The sequence below is a fragment of the Streptomyces sp. NBC_00647 genome (assembly GCF_045207245.1).
GTDB lineage: Bacteria > Actinomycetota > Actinomycetes > Streptomycetales > Streptomycetaceae > Streptomyces.
In genome coordinates this window covers 3,285,385-3,300,250 of sequence record NZ_CP109040.1, presented here as the reverse complement: position 1 = coordinate 3,300,250, position 14,866 = coordinate 3,285,385, and the positions used below count along the sequence as shown (strand labels likewise).

Sequence of the window (14,866 nt, the reverse complement as noted above, 5' to 3'; positions counted from 1 at the left end):
TTTGTGTCGGATTGTCGTACGGCTCGTCCCCGACAGGAGCGCCCATGCCCCCCACCACGCAGCCGATCGCCGAACGCCGTGCCGCCTACGCGGCCGAACTCGCCCAGGGCACCGCCCGGTTCCACGAACCGCGCCGCGCCGACTGCCCCTGGTGCGGCTCGAAGCGCCTGCGCACCCGGCTGCGTACGCCGGACCTGCGGCAGCGCAAGCCGGGGACGTTCGTGGTCGACGAGTGCGGGGACTGCTCCCACGCCTTCCAGAACCCCCGGCTCACCGCGGAGGGGCTGGCGTTCTACCACCGGGACGTCCGGGAGGACGGCCACGAGAGCCTCGCCGAGCGGCTGCTCGGCGCCCGCGGCGGAACCGGACGCCACCTCGCGGCGGCCCGCGCCATGCTGCCCTTCCCGGAGCCGGAGAGCTGGCTCGACATCGGCACCGGACACGGGCACTTCCCGGCGGCGGCCAAGGAGGTCCACCCGTACACGTCCTTCGACGGGCTCGACCCGACGCGGCGCGTCGAGAGGGCACGGGCGGCGGGACGGGTGGAGGAGGCGCACGTCGGGCGGCTCACGGACCCGCGGATCGCCGAGCGGCTGCGTGCCCGCTACGACGTCGTGAGCATGTTCCACCATCTGGAGCACACGCCCGACCCGCGCGAGGAACTGCGCGCCGCGCTGGCGGTGTTGCGCCCCGGCGGGCACCTCCTCGTCGAAGTCCCCGACCCCGAGTGCGCGTTCGGCATGCTGCTCGGCAAGTGGTGGGTGGCGTACGGCCAGCCGCGCCATCTGCACCTCATGCCGCTGCCCAATCTGCTCGGCGAACTCGAGTCCCTCGGCTGCGAGGTCGTCGCGACGGACCGCCGGGAACCGCACATCCCCCACGACCTCTCCGGCGCCCTCGCCCTGGCCCTCGGCCGCGCCCTCCCCGGCCCCGACACCCCGTGGCGCCCGACACCCCCGACCCCTCTCCAGCACACCGTGCGTCAGGCCCTGGCCCGGGTGTCCGTTCCGCTCCTCGCCTCGACCGCCGCGCTGGACCGTCTGATGGCCCCGCTGCTCCGTCGCACCCGCTTCTCGAACGCGTACCGCATCGTCGCCCGCAGGCAGACCTGAGAGCGCCCGTCCGGGGTGAACGGGGGCGAGCGCCCGGCGGAGGCGAAGAACGCGCGTCCGCCGGCGCGGAGTTCGGCAGTGGTCAGCCCCGCAGCTTCAACGCCTGCCCCGCCACCACCAGCAGCACGTGCTCGCACTCCCCGGCGAACCCCGCGTTCAGCCGCCCGAGTTCGTCGCGGTAGCGGCGTCCGGAGGCCGTGGCGGGGACGATGCCGGAGCCCACCTCGTTCGAGACCGCGACGACCGTGCGGCGGGTGTTGCGGACCGCGGCGACGAGCTCCTCCACGCGGGCGCGCAGGGCGCGTTCGCCGCCGCCGGACCACTCGGCGTCGTCCCAGGCGTTCACCGAGTCCATGGCGTCCGTCAGCCACAGCGAGAGGCAGTCGACGAGCAGCGGCGGACCGTCCTCCGCGAGGAGGGGGACCAGGTCGCAGGTCTCGACGGTGCGCCAGGAGCCGGGCCGCCGCTCACGGTGGGCGCTGACCCGCGACGCCCATTCGCAGTCCCCGTTGCGCGAACCTCCGGTGGCGACGTAGAGGACGTCGGGGAACGCCTCCAGCCGTCGTTCCGCCTCCACCGACTTGCCCGAACGCGCCCCGCCGAGCACCAGCGTCCTGCGCGGCACATCGGGCACGTCCTCGTAGACGCCCACGTCGAGGGTCATCCCGTCGGGCACGGCCCGCGCGCCGGCCGCGGCGAGCCGCCGCCGCAGTTCGGGACCCGGGGGCACGTCGTGGTCGAGGTGCACCGCGATCACGTCGGTCGTCGGGCCGACCGCGCCGACCGCGCGCAGCTTCGCCAGCGCGTCCGGCCGCCCCACCACATCGAGGAGCACCATGTGGTAGGCGTCGCCGTTCTCGTCCATTCCGGCCGGTGCCGCCCCCGGCGGCAGGTACAGCAGCCGCTGCCCGTCCGGTCCGGTCACCGCGTACCCCGTGCCCGGCGCGTCCATCGGCACCGCCCACACGCGGTGTCCCGTCATCAGCGCCAACTCCCGTCCGTCGGGCACCCGGCCGGGCTGCGGCAGCCCTGCCGGCACCTCCACGGCGGGGCCGTCGTGCGGATGCGAGAGCAGTACCTGCCGTACGCCGCCCAGCGAGTGTCCGGCGCGGGCGGCCGCGAACGCGGCGCCGGGGGTGAGATCGAGGAGCAGTGTGCCGTCCACGAGCAGCGCGGTGGCCGCCCGCGCCCTCTCGCCGAGCGCGGTCGCGCAGGCAGCGCAGGGACAGAAGGGGCGGGGCAGGCCCGCGGGGGCACCGGTGCCGAGCAGAGTCAGTTCCACGCCGTCGATTTTTGCGTGTCCCCGCAGGTCTTGCGCGTCCGGCTAGGCTTCGGACGGGAGCCGGATCTTGTCCGGCGTCCGCTGTGCAGTGTGCTCACACCTTGGAGGCGTACATGGCGGCATGGACGTGGCGGTTCGAGAAGTCCGACGGGACAGAGGTCCAACCCGCGGTGCAGCCCGAGGAGTTCACCACCCAGGGCGACGCCGAGTCCTGGATCGGCGAGGTGTGGAAGGACCTTCTGGCGGGCGGCGCGGACCAGGTGTTCCTCTTCGAGGACAGCACGCAGATCTACGGTCCGATGAGCCTGCACGCCGAGCCGGAGTAGGCCGGTCGGGGTTGCCGGGGGCGCACCCCGGCAACCCGTCACCGCCCACCCGACCCGGGAACGACCGGTCGTCCGGTGCCGACGGGCAGGGCCGTCGTCCCGTTCTGCGGGGGAGCGGCAGCCGGCCGGCTCCGTCGGGGACGGTCGCCTTTGGGCTTTGCCGGGCAGGGAGTCCCGACGGTCTCCGGGGCGTTCGGGCTCGCCCGGGGTATCCCGTCTCGCTCTGAAGGGGGTTGCCCCGGACCTGCCGGGAGAGGGGCGTCAGCCCCGCACGCCGCACAGGTGCAGCAGCGCCGCCACCTGGCGGTACGGATCCGTCCGCCCGGCCCGCTCCTCCGCCGCCAGCAGCGTCTCCGCGTCCGGCGGCAGCGGCGTACCGTCGGCGGCCGTGTCCGTGAAGACCCGCACGCCGTACCAGGCGTGCAGCGGAGCCCCGATCCCGGCGAGCGTGCCGGTCAGCGTGGCGAGCCGGTCGGCGCGGACGTCGAGGCCGAGCCGGTTCGTGTACGCGGTCGTGTCGAACGAGGCCAGCGTCGTCGCCCAGTCCCCGCCGAGCCCGGGCCGCATGGCCAGCGCGTCCGCGTTGCGCACCAGCAGCGAGAGCAGCCCGCCGGGGGCCAGCATCCGGGCCATGCCCGCCAGCAGCGCGTCCGGATCCTCGACGTACATCAGGACGCCGTGGCACAGCACCACGTCGAAACTGCCCGGCAGGAAGTGGACGCCGGTCTCGCGCCCGTCGCCCTCGATGAGGCGCACCCTGCCGCGGATGCCCTCGGGCTCGGCGGCCAGGGCCTCCCGGGCCACGGCCAGCATCGTCGCGTCCTGCTCGAGCCCGGTCACCTGATGGCCGGCCCGGGCGAGCCGCAGGGCCTGCGTGCCCTGGCCCATCCCGACGTCGAGCACCCGCAGCCGCTGACCCACCGGATAGCGCCCGGCTATCTGCTCGTCGAGCTGCCGGGCCACCAGTTCCTGTCGTACGACATCACGCAGCCCGCCCAGCTTGTTCAGCCAGGCATCCGCCGCGCCCCCGGAGAAAGACGTCGTGCTCAGGGCCGCTCTCCGCGCTTGACCTGCGGCTTCGGCAGCCGGAGTCGACGCATCTGGAGGGTACGCATCAGCGCGTAGGGGACCGCGCCCTTCTTGGGCAGGTCGGGGAAGCGCGTGTTGAGCTGCTTCTTCAGGCGGATCGCGATGCCGATCGAGTCGACCACGATCATCACGATGACGACCAGCCACAGCAGCAGCGCGATGTTCTGGAGCGAGCCGACCCGCACCATGCTCAGGACGAGGATGACCACGGCCATCGGCAGGAAGAACTCGGCGATGCAGAAGCGCGAGTCCACGAAGTCACGCGCGAACCGGCGCACCGGGCCCTTGTCGCGTACGGGCAGATAGCGCTCGTCGCCACTGGCCAGCGCCTGGCGCTGCTTCTCCATCTGGGCACGGCGGTCGTCACGCTGCCGCTTGGCCGCCTCCTTGCGCGTCGTCGGCGTCTGGGCGACGCTGCGACGCTGGGTCTGGGCCTCACTGCGCTTGGGCGTGGGGCGGCCCTTGGGGGCCTGCGGATCACGGGTCACTTTGGAGTCGGTCACCGGCGCCTTGTCGGCGGGGGCCTTCTCTTCCTTCGCACGGCTACGGAACACAAAACCCAAGGGTACGGGGTCCGCGGGCATGGACGTCGTTCGAGTGGGGAACGATCCGGCAACGCCGTGCGTCTGTAGTGGGACAGAGGGGACGTCCTTCCTGGGTGGACCCCGGGTGTCACCTACTCCCTACGCCGGAGTGGTGGAGAACGCAGTCGTCCTTGGGGATGAGCGCATCCGTCCCCGAACAGTGCGGTAATGGATGCAGGGCCCGTACTGTGGGTCCTGTTGCAGTACCTGGAGCTGGAGTCCGTCAGAAGGGGGCGCGCGAAGCCCATGAGCGGTGTCATGAAGCGTATGGGGATGATCTTCCGCGCGAAGGCGAACAAGGCCCTTGACCGGGCCGAGGACCCGCGCGAGACCCTCGATTACTCGTACCAGAAGCAGCTGGAGCTGCTCCAGAAGGTCCGGCGCGGTGTCGCCGACGTGGCGACCAGTCGCAAGCGTCTCGAACTGCAGCTGAACCAGCTCCAGAACCAGTCCTCCAAGCTGGAGGACCAGGGCCGCAAGGCTCTCGCGCTCGGTCGCGAGGACCTGGCCCGTGAGGCGCTGTCGCGCCGTGCCGCGCTCCAGCAGCAGGTCACCGACCTGGAGACGCAGCACCAGACCCTGCAGGGTGAGGAGGAGAAGCTCACCCTCGCGGCCCAGCGTCTCCAGGCCAAGGTCGACGCCTTCCGCACCAAGAAGGAGACGATCAAGGCGACGTACACGGCGGCCCAGGCACAGACCCGGATCGGGGAGGCCTTCTCCGGCATCTCCGAGGAGATGGGCGATGTGGGGCTTGCCATCCAGCGTGCCGAGGACAAGACGGCGCAGCTCCAGGCGCGGGCCGGCGCGATCGACGAGCTGCTCGCCTCCGGAGCGCTCGACGACCAGTCCGGGCTGGCCAAGGACGACATCCAGAGCGAGCTGGACCGCCTCTCCGGTGGTACGGATGTAGAGCTGGAGCTGCAGCGCATGAAGGCGGAGCTGGCCGGCGGCTCCTCGTCACAGCAGGCGATCGAGGGCGGCAAGGGCCAGTCCCAGCCGTCGTCGCAGCCCCAGGACACGCCGCGCTTCGACAAGCAGTGACCGACAGGGCCCACGCCTGAGGAGGGCGACATGATCGTACGGATCATGGGGGAGGGGCAGGTGAGGCTGGACGACGGCCACCTCACCGAACTGAACAAGCTGGACGACGAGCTGTTCTCCGAGATGGAGCGCGGCGACGAGTCCGGCTTCCGTCGCACCCTGGGAGCCCTGCTGGACGCGGTGCGCCGCGCCGGGAGACCGCTCCCCGACGACTCGCTGGAGCCGTCGGAGCTCATCCTCCCCTCTCCGGAGGCCACGCTCGAAGAGGTCCAGGAGATGCTCACCGGCGACGGCCTGATCCCCGGCTGAGCACCACCTCTCCGACCGAGCCCGGCCGCTCCCCGCTCGCGCGTGCCCCGGGGAAGGCCCGGGCGAGCGGCCGACCCGAGACAGCACCTGCGGGCCCGGCCCGACACCCGCTGCGCCCGGTCCCCGGCCTGATACACCCCGTCCACCCACCCGGCGGCCCCCACTTCCGCAGCCGGCCGGGCTCGGCATCACACGACCGATCCCCGCCTGGCCCCCGGCCCGGCGAGAGCGCGCCGCCCGGCCCGCCCGCCCCGGGTGCCCTCCCCGCTCCGCAGCCCGGCGATGGTGGCATCGCTCGGCCGGTCCCCCTGGCCGCCGGCCCGGGTAGAGCGCGCAGCCCGTTCCGCCTGCCCGGGCGGGTCCCCATTCCGCAGCCCGGGGAGGGTGGCATCGCTCGGCCGGTCCCGCCTGGGCGACGGCCCGGCGGCAGCGCACCGTACCGGCCGGTTCCCGGCCCGGCAGGGCCCCCGTACCTTTGACCGGGTGAGCACCCTGGAGCGCACGAGGGACTGGCTGCGTGCCCACCCCCTCGCCCTGGACGCCGCCCTCGCCGCAGGCGTCCTCGTCTGCATGGTGGCCGGCTCCTTCGTCGACCCGCACGGCGCCGACGGCACGACCTGGGGCGCCCGCACCCCGGACGCCCTCAGCCTCGCCCTCATGGTCCTCGGCGCCGCCGCCCTGGTCTTCCGTCGGCGCGCCCCGATGAAGATCCTCGCGGCCACCGTCGCCCTCTCCCTGGTGGAGCTGGTCACCGGCGACCCCCGGGCCCCGGTGGCGATGTGCGCCGTCGTCGCCCTCTACACCGTGGCCTCGGCCACCGACCGCCCCACCACCTGGCGCGTCGGCCTGGTCACCATGACCGTCCTGACGGCCGTCGCGATGCTCGCCGGGCCGCTGCCCTGGTACGCCCAGGAGAACCTCGGCGTCTTCGCCTGGACCGGCATGGCCGCCGCGGCGGGCGACGCCGTCCGCAGCCGGCGCGCCTTCGTGCACGCGATCAGGGAGCGCGCCGAACGAGCCGAGCGCACCCGCGAGGAGGAGGCACGCCGCCGTGTCGCCGAGGAGAGGCTGCGGATCGCCCGCGATCTGCACGACGTCGTCGCCCACCACATCGCCCTCGTCAACGTGCAGGCCGGAGTCGCCTCCCACGTGATGGACAAGCGCCCCGACCAGGCCAAGGAGGCGCTCGCCCACGTACGGGAGGCCAGCCGGTCCGCGCTGAACGAACTGCGCGCCACCGTGGGTCTGCTGCGCCAGTCCGGCGACCCCGAGGCCCCGACCGAGCCCGCCCCCGGGCTGGCCCGGCTCGACGAGCTCGCCGACACCTTCCGCAACGCGGGACTCCCCGTGGAGGTGGCCCGCGCCGACCACGGCACGGCGCTGCCCGCGGCCGTCGACCTCGCCGCGTACCGCGTGATCCAGGAGGCCCTCACCAATGTGCAGAAGCACGCGGGCACGGGCGCGAAGGCCGAGGTCAGCGTGGTCCGGGTCGGGCCGAACGTCGAAGTGACCGTCCTCGACAACGGGCCAGGACAGGACACGGCCCCGCAGGAGGGCGGCGGACACGGACTGCTCGGCATGCGCGAGCGGGTCACCGCGATCGGCGGGAGCTGCACGGCGGGTCCCCGCTACGGAGGCGGCTTCCGCGTCCATGCGATCCTTCCCGTCAAGAACCGCGCGCCTGTCCTGGGGGACCCCGTATGACGATCCGTGTCGTGCTCGCCGACGACCAGGCGTTGCTGCGCAGCGCGTTCCGTGTGCTGGTCGACTCGGAGCCGGACATGGAGGTCGTGGGGGAGGCGTCCGACGGCGCGGAGGCGCTGGCCGTGACCCGGGACGAGCGGGCCGACGTGGTGCTGATGGACATCCGGATGCCCGGGACCGACGGCCTCACCGCCACCCGGCTGATCACCGCCGACCCGGGCCTCGCGCACGTACGGGTCGTGATGCTGACGACCTTCGAGGTCGACGAGTACGTGGTGCAGTCGCTGCGGGCCGGCGCGTCCGGGTTCCTCGGCAAGGGCGCCGAGCCCGAGGAGCTGCTGAACGCCATCCGGATCGCCGCCGGTGGCGAGGCGCTGCTGTCCCCGGCGGCGACCAAGGGCCTGATCGCCAAGTTCCTCGCGCAGGGCGACGCCGACGACGGGCGAGGTCCCATCGGCTCCGACCGGCTCGACGCGCTCACCGGCCGCGAGCGCGAGGTGCTCGTCCAGGTCGCCGGAGGCCACTCCAACGACGAGATCGCCGAGCGCCTCGAAGTGAGCCCGCTCACGGTGAAGACGCATGTCAACCGGGCCATGGCCAAGCTGGGCGCCCGAGACCGGGCCCAGCTGGTGGTCATCGCGTACGAGACCGGCCTGGTACGTCCGAAGGTGGACTGACGGTTACCTGCGCGTACTGCGCCTGGAGTAGGTTCCCGGTAAGGAAATGGACCCAGGGGCTACGGATCGTCGCCCGTTCATGGCCCAAGGTGTGACGTGGGGCGTTCCCCAGTCCACCGCCTTCCGCTCGAACCACAGAAGAGAGACCCACCACCCATGTCCTGGCTGTCCAGATTCAGCCTCGCGCAGCGGGCCCTCATCGGGCTGATGTCGATCATCGCGCTCGCTTTCGGGGCGATAGCGATCCCCCAGCTCAAGCAGCAGCTGCTGCCCACCATCGAACTGCCCATGGTGTCCGTGCTCGCGCCGTACCAGGGTGCCTCTCCGGATGTGGTCGAGAAGCAGGTCGTCGAGCCCCTCGAGGACAACCTCGAAGCCGTCGACGGCATCACCGGTGTCACCTCCACCGCCGGCGAGGGCAACGCCGTGATCATGGCGTCCTTCGACTACGGCAACGACACCAAGCAGCTCGTCGCCGACGTCCAGCAGGCCGTCAACCGGGCTCGCGCCCAGCTCCCGGACGACGTCGACCCGCAGGTCATCGCCGGTTCGACGGACGACATGCCGACCGTCGTCCTCGCCGTCACCTCCGGCAAGGACCAGCAGGCCCTGGCCGACCAGCTCGACCGCACGGTCGTCCCCGCCCTCGACGGCATCGACGGCGTCGGCCGGGTCGCGGTCACCGGTGTGCGGGACCTCCAGGTCACCGTCACGCCCGACGAGAAGAAGCTGGCGAAGGCCGGCCTCACCACGGCCGCCCTCGGCCAGGCCCTCCAGGCGGGCGGGGCGACCGTCCCGGCCGGCTCCTTCGACGAGCTCGGCAGCAACCGGACCGTGCGGGTCGGCGGCGGCTTCACCTCGCTGGCGCAGATCCAGGACCTGATGGTCGCGGGGCAGCCCGGCAAGAAGCCGGTGCGCCTCGGCAGCGTCGCCACCGTGAAGCAGGAGCAGGCCAAGGCCGACTCCATCACGCGCACCGACGGCAGCCCGAGCCTCGCCGTGATGGTGACCATGGACCACGACGGCAGCGCCGTCGCCATCTCCGACGCGGTCAAGGACAAGCTGCCCGGCCTGCGGGCGGACCTGGGCGCGGGTGCGAAGATCACCGTCGTCAGCGACCAGGGCCCGGCGGTCTCGAAGTCCATCCACGGACTGACCACCGAGGGCGCCCTCGGTCTGCTCTTCGCGGTCCTGGTCATCCTGGTCTTCCTGGCGTCGGTCCGCTCGACGCTGGTCACCGCCGTGTCCATCCCGCTGTCCGTGGTGCTGGCCCTGGTCGTGCTGTGGACCCGGGACCTGTCGCTCAACATGCTGACGCTGGGCGCGCTCACCATCGCGATCGGCCGGGTCGTCGACGACTCGATCGTCGTCCTGGAGAACATCAAGCGGCACCTCGGGTACGGCGAGGAGCGCGAGGAGGCGATCCTCACGGCGGTCCGCGAGGTGGCCGGCGCGGTCACCTCCTCGACCCTCACCACGGTCGCCGTCTTCCTGCCGATCGGTCTGACCGGCGGCATGGTCGGCGAGCTGTTCGGCTCCTTCAGCCTGACGGTCACGGCGGCGCTCCTCGCCTCCCTGCTCGTCTCGCTGACGGTCGTCCCGGTGCTCTCGTACTGGTTCCTGCGTGCCCCCAAGGGCACCTCCACGGACGCGGAGGAGGCCCGGCGCCAGGCCGAGGAGAAGGAGGAGCGCAGCCGTCTGCAGCGCTTCTACGTCCCCGTCCTGCGCTTCGCGACCCGCCGCCGGCTCACCAGTGTGCTGATCGCGGCCGCGGTGCTCGTCGGCACGTTCGGTATGGCGCCCCTGCTGAAGACGAACTTCTTCGACCAGGGCGAGCAGGAAGTCCTCACCGTCAAGCAGGAGTTGAAGCCGGGCGCCAGCCTGACGGCGACCGACGAGCAGGCGCGGAAGGTCGAGAAGCTCCTCGCCGGCGTCGAGGGCGTCAAGGACTACCAGGTCACCATCGGATCCTCCGGCTTCATGGCGGCCTTCGGCGGCGGTACGGACACCAACCAGGCGTCGTACCAGGTCATGCTGGAGGACTCGGCGTCCTACAAGGACGTCCAGGACCGCATCGAGAAGGGCCTCGGCAAGCTCTCCGGGCTCGGCACCACCACGGTCGCGGCCGGTGACGGTTTCGGCAGCCAGGACCTCAGCGTCGTCGTGAAGGCGGCCGACGGGGACGTGCTGCGCAAGGCAGCCGACCAGGTCCGCGACGAGGTCGCGAAGCTCGACGACGTCACGGACGTCACGAGCGACCTGTCCCAGAGCGTGCCGCGCATCTCGGTCAAGGCCAACTCCAAGGCGGCGGCGGCCGGTTACAACGACGCCACGCTCGGCGCGGCCGTCGCCCAGGCGGTACGCGGCACGACCAGCGGCAAGGCGATCCTGGACGACACCGAGCGCGACGTCGTCATCAAGTCCGCCAAGTCGGCCGGCACGCTGGAGGAACTGCGCGGGCTGCGGCTCGGCGCGGTGAAGCTCGGTGACATCGCCGATGTGAAGCTCGTCGACGGGCCGGTCTCGATGACCCGGATCGACGGTCAGCGGGCCGCCACGATCACCGCGAAGCCGACCGGCGACAACACCGGCGCGGTCAGCGCGGACCTCACGGCGAAGCTGAAGAAGCTGAAGCTGCCGGCCGGCGCCACGGCATCGATCGGTGGTGTCTCGCAGGACCAGGACGACGCGTTCGCGTCGCTCGGCCTCGCGATGCTGGCGGCGATCGCGATCGTCTTCATGCTGCTGGTGGCGACCTTCCGTTCGCTGGTCCAGCCGCTGATCCTGCTCGTGTCGATCCCGTTCGCGGCGACCGGCGCGATCGGCCTGCTCGTCGTCACGGGCACCCCGATGGGTGTCCCCGCGATGATCGGCATGCTGATGCTCATCGGCATCGTGGTGACGAACGCGATCGTGCTGATCGACCTCATCAACCAGTACCGCGCGCAGGGTCACGGCGTGGTCGAGGCCGTGATCGAGGGCGGCCGTCACCGGCTCCGCCCGATCCTGATGACGGCACTGGCGACGATCTTCGCCCTGCTGCCGATGGCGCTGGGCGTGACCGGCGAGGGCGGCTTCATCGCGCAGCCGCTCGCGGTGGTCGTGATCGGCGGTCTCATCACGTCGACGCTGCTGACGCTGCTGCTCGTTCCGACGCTCTACGCGATGATCGAGCTCCGCAAGGAGCGCCGGGCGCGGAAGAAGGCGGCCAAGCGGGAGGCGAAGTCCGGCGAGACTGCCGTCGGCCAGGAGGACAAGTCCCCGGAGCCGGCCGGAGTCTGACCCGGTTCCAGGAAGGGGCCCCCGCCCCGGCGTTCACGCGCCGGGGCGGGGGCCCCTTCCCTTCCGGCCGGCGGCGAGCCGCCCGGAATTGGTCCATACCAAAGCCTTGACGCGCTTTTGCTCACGCCTTAAAACAACTGATGAAGAACTCTCTTTCGACCCCCCACCGGAGCGCCCGGAGCGCACCTCGGCGAAAGGTATGACATGGGCATGCATATTCGATGGAGACGTGCGGCGTACGCCGCGGTCGGCACCCTTGTCCTCGGACTGCTGAGCGTGCTCCCGGCGTCGCCCGCGGCGGCCGCCACGGGGCAGATCAGCGGCCTCGCGGGCAAGTGCGTCGACGTGGCGGGAGCGGGCACCGCCAACGGCACGGCCGTCCAGCTCTACGACTGCAACGGCACCGCCGCACAGCAGTGGAACGTCGGTGCGGACGGCACGATCCGGGCGTTCGGCAAGTGTCTGGACGTCACCGGCAACTCGACCGCCTCCGGCGCCCAGCTCCAGCTGTGGGACTGCAGCGGCGGCCCCAACCAGAAGTGGGTCGTCACCGCGGCCCGGGACATCGTGAACCCCCAGGCCGACAAGTGCGTCGACGTCACCGGGAACAACTCGGCCAACGGCACCCGGTTGCAGATCTGGACCTGCACCGGCGGCGCGAACCAGAAGTGGACGGCCCCGGCCGCCGGTGGCGGAACCCCGAGCGGATTCGTCGTGTCCGAGGCGCAGTTCAACCAGATGTTCCCGAACCGGAACGGCTTCTACACCTACAGCGGCCTGACCGCGGCCCTCGGCGCCTACCCGGCTTTCACCGGGACCGGCAGTGACACGGTCCGGAAGCAGGAGGCCGCCGCGTTCCTCGCCAACGTCAACCACGAGACCGGCGGTCTGGTCTACGTGGTGGAGCAGAACACCGCCAACTACCCGCACTACTGCGACTGGAGCCAGTCCTACGGCTGCCCGGCCGGCCAGGCGGCGTACTACGGGCGCGGTCCGATCCAGCTCAGCTGGAACTTCAACTACAAGGCCGCGGGCGACGCCCTCGGCATCGACCTGCTGGGCAACCCCTGGCTCGTCCAGAACGACTCGGCCGTGGCCTGGAAGACCGGCCTCTGGTACTGGAACACCCAGTCCGGCCCCGGCACCTTGACCCCCCACAACGCGATGGTCAACAGCGCCGGCTTCGGCCAGACCATCCGCAGCATCAACGGCTCCCTCGAGTGCGACGGCAGGAACCCCGCACAGGTCCAGAGCCGCGTCGACGCCTACCAGCGCTTCACCTCGATCCTCGGCGTCACGCCCGGAGCCAACCTCTACTGCTGAACGGCCCATCGGCAAGGGGCGCCCCTCGTGTCCGAGGAGCGCCCCTTCGCCCGTGATCCAGGTCCGCGGCGGCGACCTGCCGCCTCCGGGCCGGAGGCGGCGTCGCGGTACGCGCGGTCTACGGCAGCGCCAGCATCCGCTCCAGCGCCAGCTTCGCGAACGCCTCGGTCTCCTTGTCGACCTCGATGCGGTTGACGAGGTTGCCCTCGGCGAGGGACTCCAGGGTCCACACCAGGTGCGGCAGGTCGATGCGGTTCATCGTCGAGCAGAAGCAGACCGTCTTGTCGAGGAAGACGATCTCCTTGCCCTCGGGCGCGAAACGGTTCGCGAGGCGGCGTACGAGGTTCAGCTCCGTGCCGATCGCCCACTTGGAACCGGCCGGGGCGGCCTCCAGGGCCTTGATGATGTACTCCGTGGAGCCGACGTAGTCCGCCGCCGCGACGACCTCGTTCTTGCACTCGGGGTGCACGAGGACGTTGACGCCGGGGATGCGCTCGCGCACGTCGTTCACCGAGTCCACGCTGAAGCGGCCGTGCACCGAGCAGTGGCCGCGCCACAGGATCATCTTCGCGTCACGCAGCTGCTCCGTGGTCAGCCCGCCGTTCGGCTTGTGCGGGTTGTAGAGCACGCAGTCGTCCAGGGACATGCCCAGGTCGCGGACGGCGGTGTTGCGGCCGAGGTGCTGGTCGGGCAGGAACAGCACCTGCGAACCCTGCTCGAAGGCCCACTCGAGGGCTCGCTGGGCGTTCGACGACGTGCAGATCGTGCCGCCGTGCTTGCCGGTGAACGCCTTGATGTCCGCGGACGAGTTCATGTACGAGACGGGCACGACCCGGTCGGCTATGCCGGCCTCGGTCAGCACGTCCCAGCACTCGGCGACCTGCTCGGCGGTGGCCATGTCTGCCATCGAGCAGCCCGCGGCGAGGTCCGGCAGGACGACCTTCTGGGCGTCGCCCGTGAGGATGTCGGCCGACTCCGCCATGAAGTGCACACCGCAGAAGACGATGTACTCGGCCTCCGGTCGGGCCGCCGCGTCCCGGGCCAGCTTGAAGGAGTCGCCCGTGACGTCCGCGAACTGGATGACCTCGTCGCGCTGGTAGTGGTGGCCGAGCACGAAGACCTTGTCGCCGAGCTTCTCCTTGGCCGCACGCGCGCGCTCGACCAGGTCCGGGTCGGACGGCGAGGGCAGGTCGCCGGGGCACTCGACACCCCGCTCGCTCCTCGGGTCGGCCTCGCGGCCGAGCAGCAGCAGGGCGAGGGGCGTCGGCTGTACGTCGAGCTCCTGGGTCTGGGCGGTGGTCACGACACGCACCCTTTCTGTTCCGCGGCTCGCCGGGCCCGTAAGGAGCGGGTCCGGCGGAACGATGCCTTTTCGTCGTATTGACGTTATCTATCATAACCGCTTCACGTCACGTTGACGATGGCCATAGCGTCCATGTGACGTGAATCCCGGTCGCCTCTCCGGCGGGTGACACCCGGGTGTCCGTGGGGTTGTCCACAGGCCGGTGTTCGTGCGCAGGCGCATGTGCGAGCATGAAGAGAGAAGGCAAAGACATGAGCTCGGCCCGGAATGAATCCGCGGCCCCGCCGGTTGCAACCGTCGGCAAGCAGTCTCCGTACAACCCGGGAGAGAAGCAGATGTCCGTATCGGACGAGACCACCACCGTGAGCGACGGCATCATGCTGTCCGACGCCGCCGCGGCCAAGGTCAAGGCCCTGCTCGACCAGGAAGGCCGCGAGGATCTGGCACTGCGCGTCGCCGTTCAGCCCGGCGGCTGCTCCGGCCTGCGGTACCAGCTCTTCTTCGACGAGCGCTCCCTCGACGGCGATGTCGTCAAGGACTTCGACGGTGTCAAGGTCGTCACCGACCGTATGAGCGCCCCGTACCTGGGCGGCGCCTCGATCGACTTCGTCGACACCATCGAGAAGCAGGGCTTCACGATCGACAACCCGAACGCGACGGGCTCCTGCGCCTGCGGCGACTCCTTCAGCTAGGTCCGGGACCGGCGGGGCCCGAGAGGTATCGGGCCCGGTTCGGCCGGCCCGATTGCCACTGAGCCGAGCCCGCGGCTCACGGCTCCGGCTGAACGCGTCCGCGCACGCCGAGTACGGACGAAGGCGGCGTCCCCCTCCGACA

13 protein-coding genes are annotated in these 14,866 nt (G+C 71.4%); 9 read left to right on the top strand and 4 right to left on the bottom strand.

Annotated features, from left to right (window positions below; translation table 11 throughout):
• Window positions 1–44: 44 nt before the first annotated feature.
• Entirely contained in the window at window positions 45–1,112 is a 1,068-nt protein-coding gene (locus tag OG788_RS14570) for a class I SAM-dependent methyltransferase (RefSeq protein WP_406371185.1), read from the top strand.
• Window positions 1,113–1,194: 82 nt separating this feature from the next.
• Here the strand turns inward: OG788_RS14570 and OG788_RS14565 are convergent, their stop codons facing one another.
• On the bottom strand, window positions 1,195–2,394 hold the full coding sequence (locus OG788_RS14565; RefSeq protein WP_406371183.1) for a bifunctional adenosylcobinamide kinase/adenosylcobinamide-phosphate guanylyltransferase: 1,200 nt from the start codon (window positions 2,392–2,394) through the stop codon (window positions 1,195–1,197).
• Window positions 2,395–2,507: 113 nt separating this feature from the next.
• Between OG788_RS14565 and OG788_RS14560 the strand changes: the two genes are divergently transcribed.
• Window positions 2,508–2,720 (top strand): hypothetical protein, encoded by a 213-nt coding sequence (locus OG788_RS14560; protein WP_261706966.1) that lies wholly within the window; start codon window positions 2,508–2,510, stop codon window positions 2,718–2,720.
• Between the two features lie 261 nt (window positions 2,721–2,981).
• Here the strand turns inward: OG788_RS14560 and OG788_RS14555 are convergent, their stop codons facing one another.
• Together OG788_RS14555 and OG788_RS14550 are read right to left on the bottom strand one after the other, a co-directional pair.
• A complete protein-coding gene (locus tag OG788_RS14555) occupies window positions 2,982–3,683 on the bottom strand; it encodes a methyltransferase domain-containing protein (protein ID WP_351555293.1) in 702 nt (233 codons plus the stop codon).
• Window positions 3,684–3,766: 83 nt separating this feature from the next.
• Window positions 3,767–4,393 (bottom strand): DUF3043 domain-containing protein, encoded by a 627-nt coding sequence (locus tag OG788_RS14550; RefSeq protein WP_266757877.1) that lies wholly within the window; start codon window positions 4,391–4,393, stop codon window positions 3,767–3,769.
• A 246-nt stretch (window positions 4,394–4,639) separates the two neighbouring features.
• Here OG788_RS14550 and OG788_RS14545 point away from each other — a divergent pair, with 246 nt between their 5' ends.
• The 6 genes from OG788_RS14545 to OG788_RS14520 all read left to right on the top strand — a co-directional run bounded on the left by OG788_RS14545 (window position 4,640) and on the right by OG788_RS14520 (window position 12,729).
• Window positions 4,640–5,434, top strand: coding sequence for a PspA/IM30 family protein (locus tag OG788_RS14545; RefSeq protein WP_351555311.1), 795 nt, complete (start codon window positions 4,640–4,642; stop codon window positions 5,432–5,434).
• Between the two features lie 30 nt (window positions 5,435–5,464).
• Window positions 5,465–5,743, top strand: coding sequence for a hypothetical protein (locus OG788_RS14540; protein ID WP_406371181.1), 279 nt, complete (start codon window positions 5,465–5,467; stop codon window positions 5,741–5,743).
• Window positions 5,744–6,226: 483 nt separating this feature from the next.
• Window positions 6,227–7,447: a sensor histidine kinase gene (locus tag OG788_RS14535; RefSeq protein WP_406371179.1), complete on the top strand. Its 1,221-nt coding sequence runs from the start codon at window positions 6,227–6,229 to the stop codon at window positions 7,445–7,447.
• Window positions 7,444–8,124 (top strand): response regulator transcription factor, encoded by a 681-nt coding sequence (locus OG788_RS14530; RefSeq protein WP_351555302.1) that lies wholly within the window; start codon window positions 7,444–7,446, stop codon window positions 8,122–8,124. The genes OG788_RS14535 and OG788_RS14530 overlap by 4 nt, the downstream gene beginning before the upstream one ends.
• Before the next feature lie 156 nt (window positions 8,125–8,280).
• Window positions 8,281–11,406, top strand: coding sequence for an efflux RND transporter permease subunit (locus OG788_RS14525; RefSeq protein ID WP_406371177.1), 3,126 nt, complete (start codon window positions 8,281–8,283; stop codon window positions 11,404–11,406).
• 210 nt (window positions 11,407–11,616) lie between these two features.
• Window positions 11,617–12,729 carry a glycoside hydrolase family 19 protein gene (locus OG788_RS14520; RefSeq protein ID WP_406371175.1) on the top strand — a complete coding sequence of 371 codons (1,113 nt, stop codon included), beginning with the start codon at window positions 11,617–11,619 and terminating at the stop codon, window positions 12,727–12,729.
• Between the two features lie 118 nt (window positions 12,730–12,847).
• On the opposite strand, the gene nadA is transcribed toward OG788_RS14520, so the two are convergent.
• Window positions 12,848–14,032, bottom strand: coding sequence for a quinolinate synthase NadA (gene nadA / locus OG788_RS14515; RefSeq protein WP_356758737.1), 1,185 nt, complete (start codon window positions 14,030–14,032; stop codon window positions 12,848–12,850).
• Window positions 14,033–14,367: 335 nt separating this feature from the next.
• Here nadA and erpA point away from each other — a divergent pair, with 335 nt between their 5' ends.
• Entirely contained in the window at window positions 14,368–14,724 is a 357-nt protein-coding gene (gene erpA, locus OG788_RS14510) for an iron-sulfur cluster insertion protein ErpA (RefSeq protein WP_351557066.1), read from the top strand.
• Window positions 14,725–14,866 lie beyond the last annotated feature (142 nt).

Excerpts from the sequence above, each read along its gene's own strand:
- OG788_RS14570 (WP_406371185.1), top strand. The coding sequence starts at position 45 with ATGCCCCCCACCACGCAGCCGATCGCCGAACGCCGTGCCGCCTACGCG.
- OG788_RS14560 (WP_261706966.1), top strand. The coding sequence starts at position 2,508 with ATGGCGGCATGGACGTGGCGGTTCGAGAAGTCCGACGGGACAGAGGTC.
- OG788_RS14550 (WP_266757877.1), bottom strand. The coding sequence starts at position 4,393 with ATGCCCGCGGACCCCGTACCCTTGGGTTTTGTGTTCCGTAGCCGTGCG.
- OG788_RS14545 (WP_351555311.1), top strand. The coding sequence starts at position 4,640 with ATGAGCGGTGTCATGAAGCGTATGGGGATGATCTTCCGCGCGAAGGCG.
- OG788_RS14540 (WP_406371181.1), top strand. The coding sequence starts at position 5,465 with ATGATCGTACGGATCATGGGGGAGGGGCAGGTGAGGCTGGACGACGGC.
- OG788_RS14530 (WP_351555302.1), top strand. The coding sequence starts at position 7,444 with ATGACGATCCGTGTCGTGCTCGCCGACGACCAGGCGTTGCTGCGCAGC.
- OG788_RS14525 (WP_406371177.1), top strand. The coding sequence starts at position 8,281 with ATGTCCTGGCTGTCCAGATTCAGCCTCGCGCAGCGGGCCCTCATCGGG.
- OG788_RS14520 (WP_406371175.1), top strand. The coding sequence starts at position 11,617 with ATGCATATTCGATGGAGACGTGCGGCGTACGCCGCGGTCGGCACCCTT.
- erpA (WP_351557066.1), top strand. The coding sequence starts at position 14,368 with ATGTCCGTATCGGACGAGACCACCACCGTGAGCGACGGCATCATGCTG.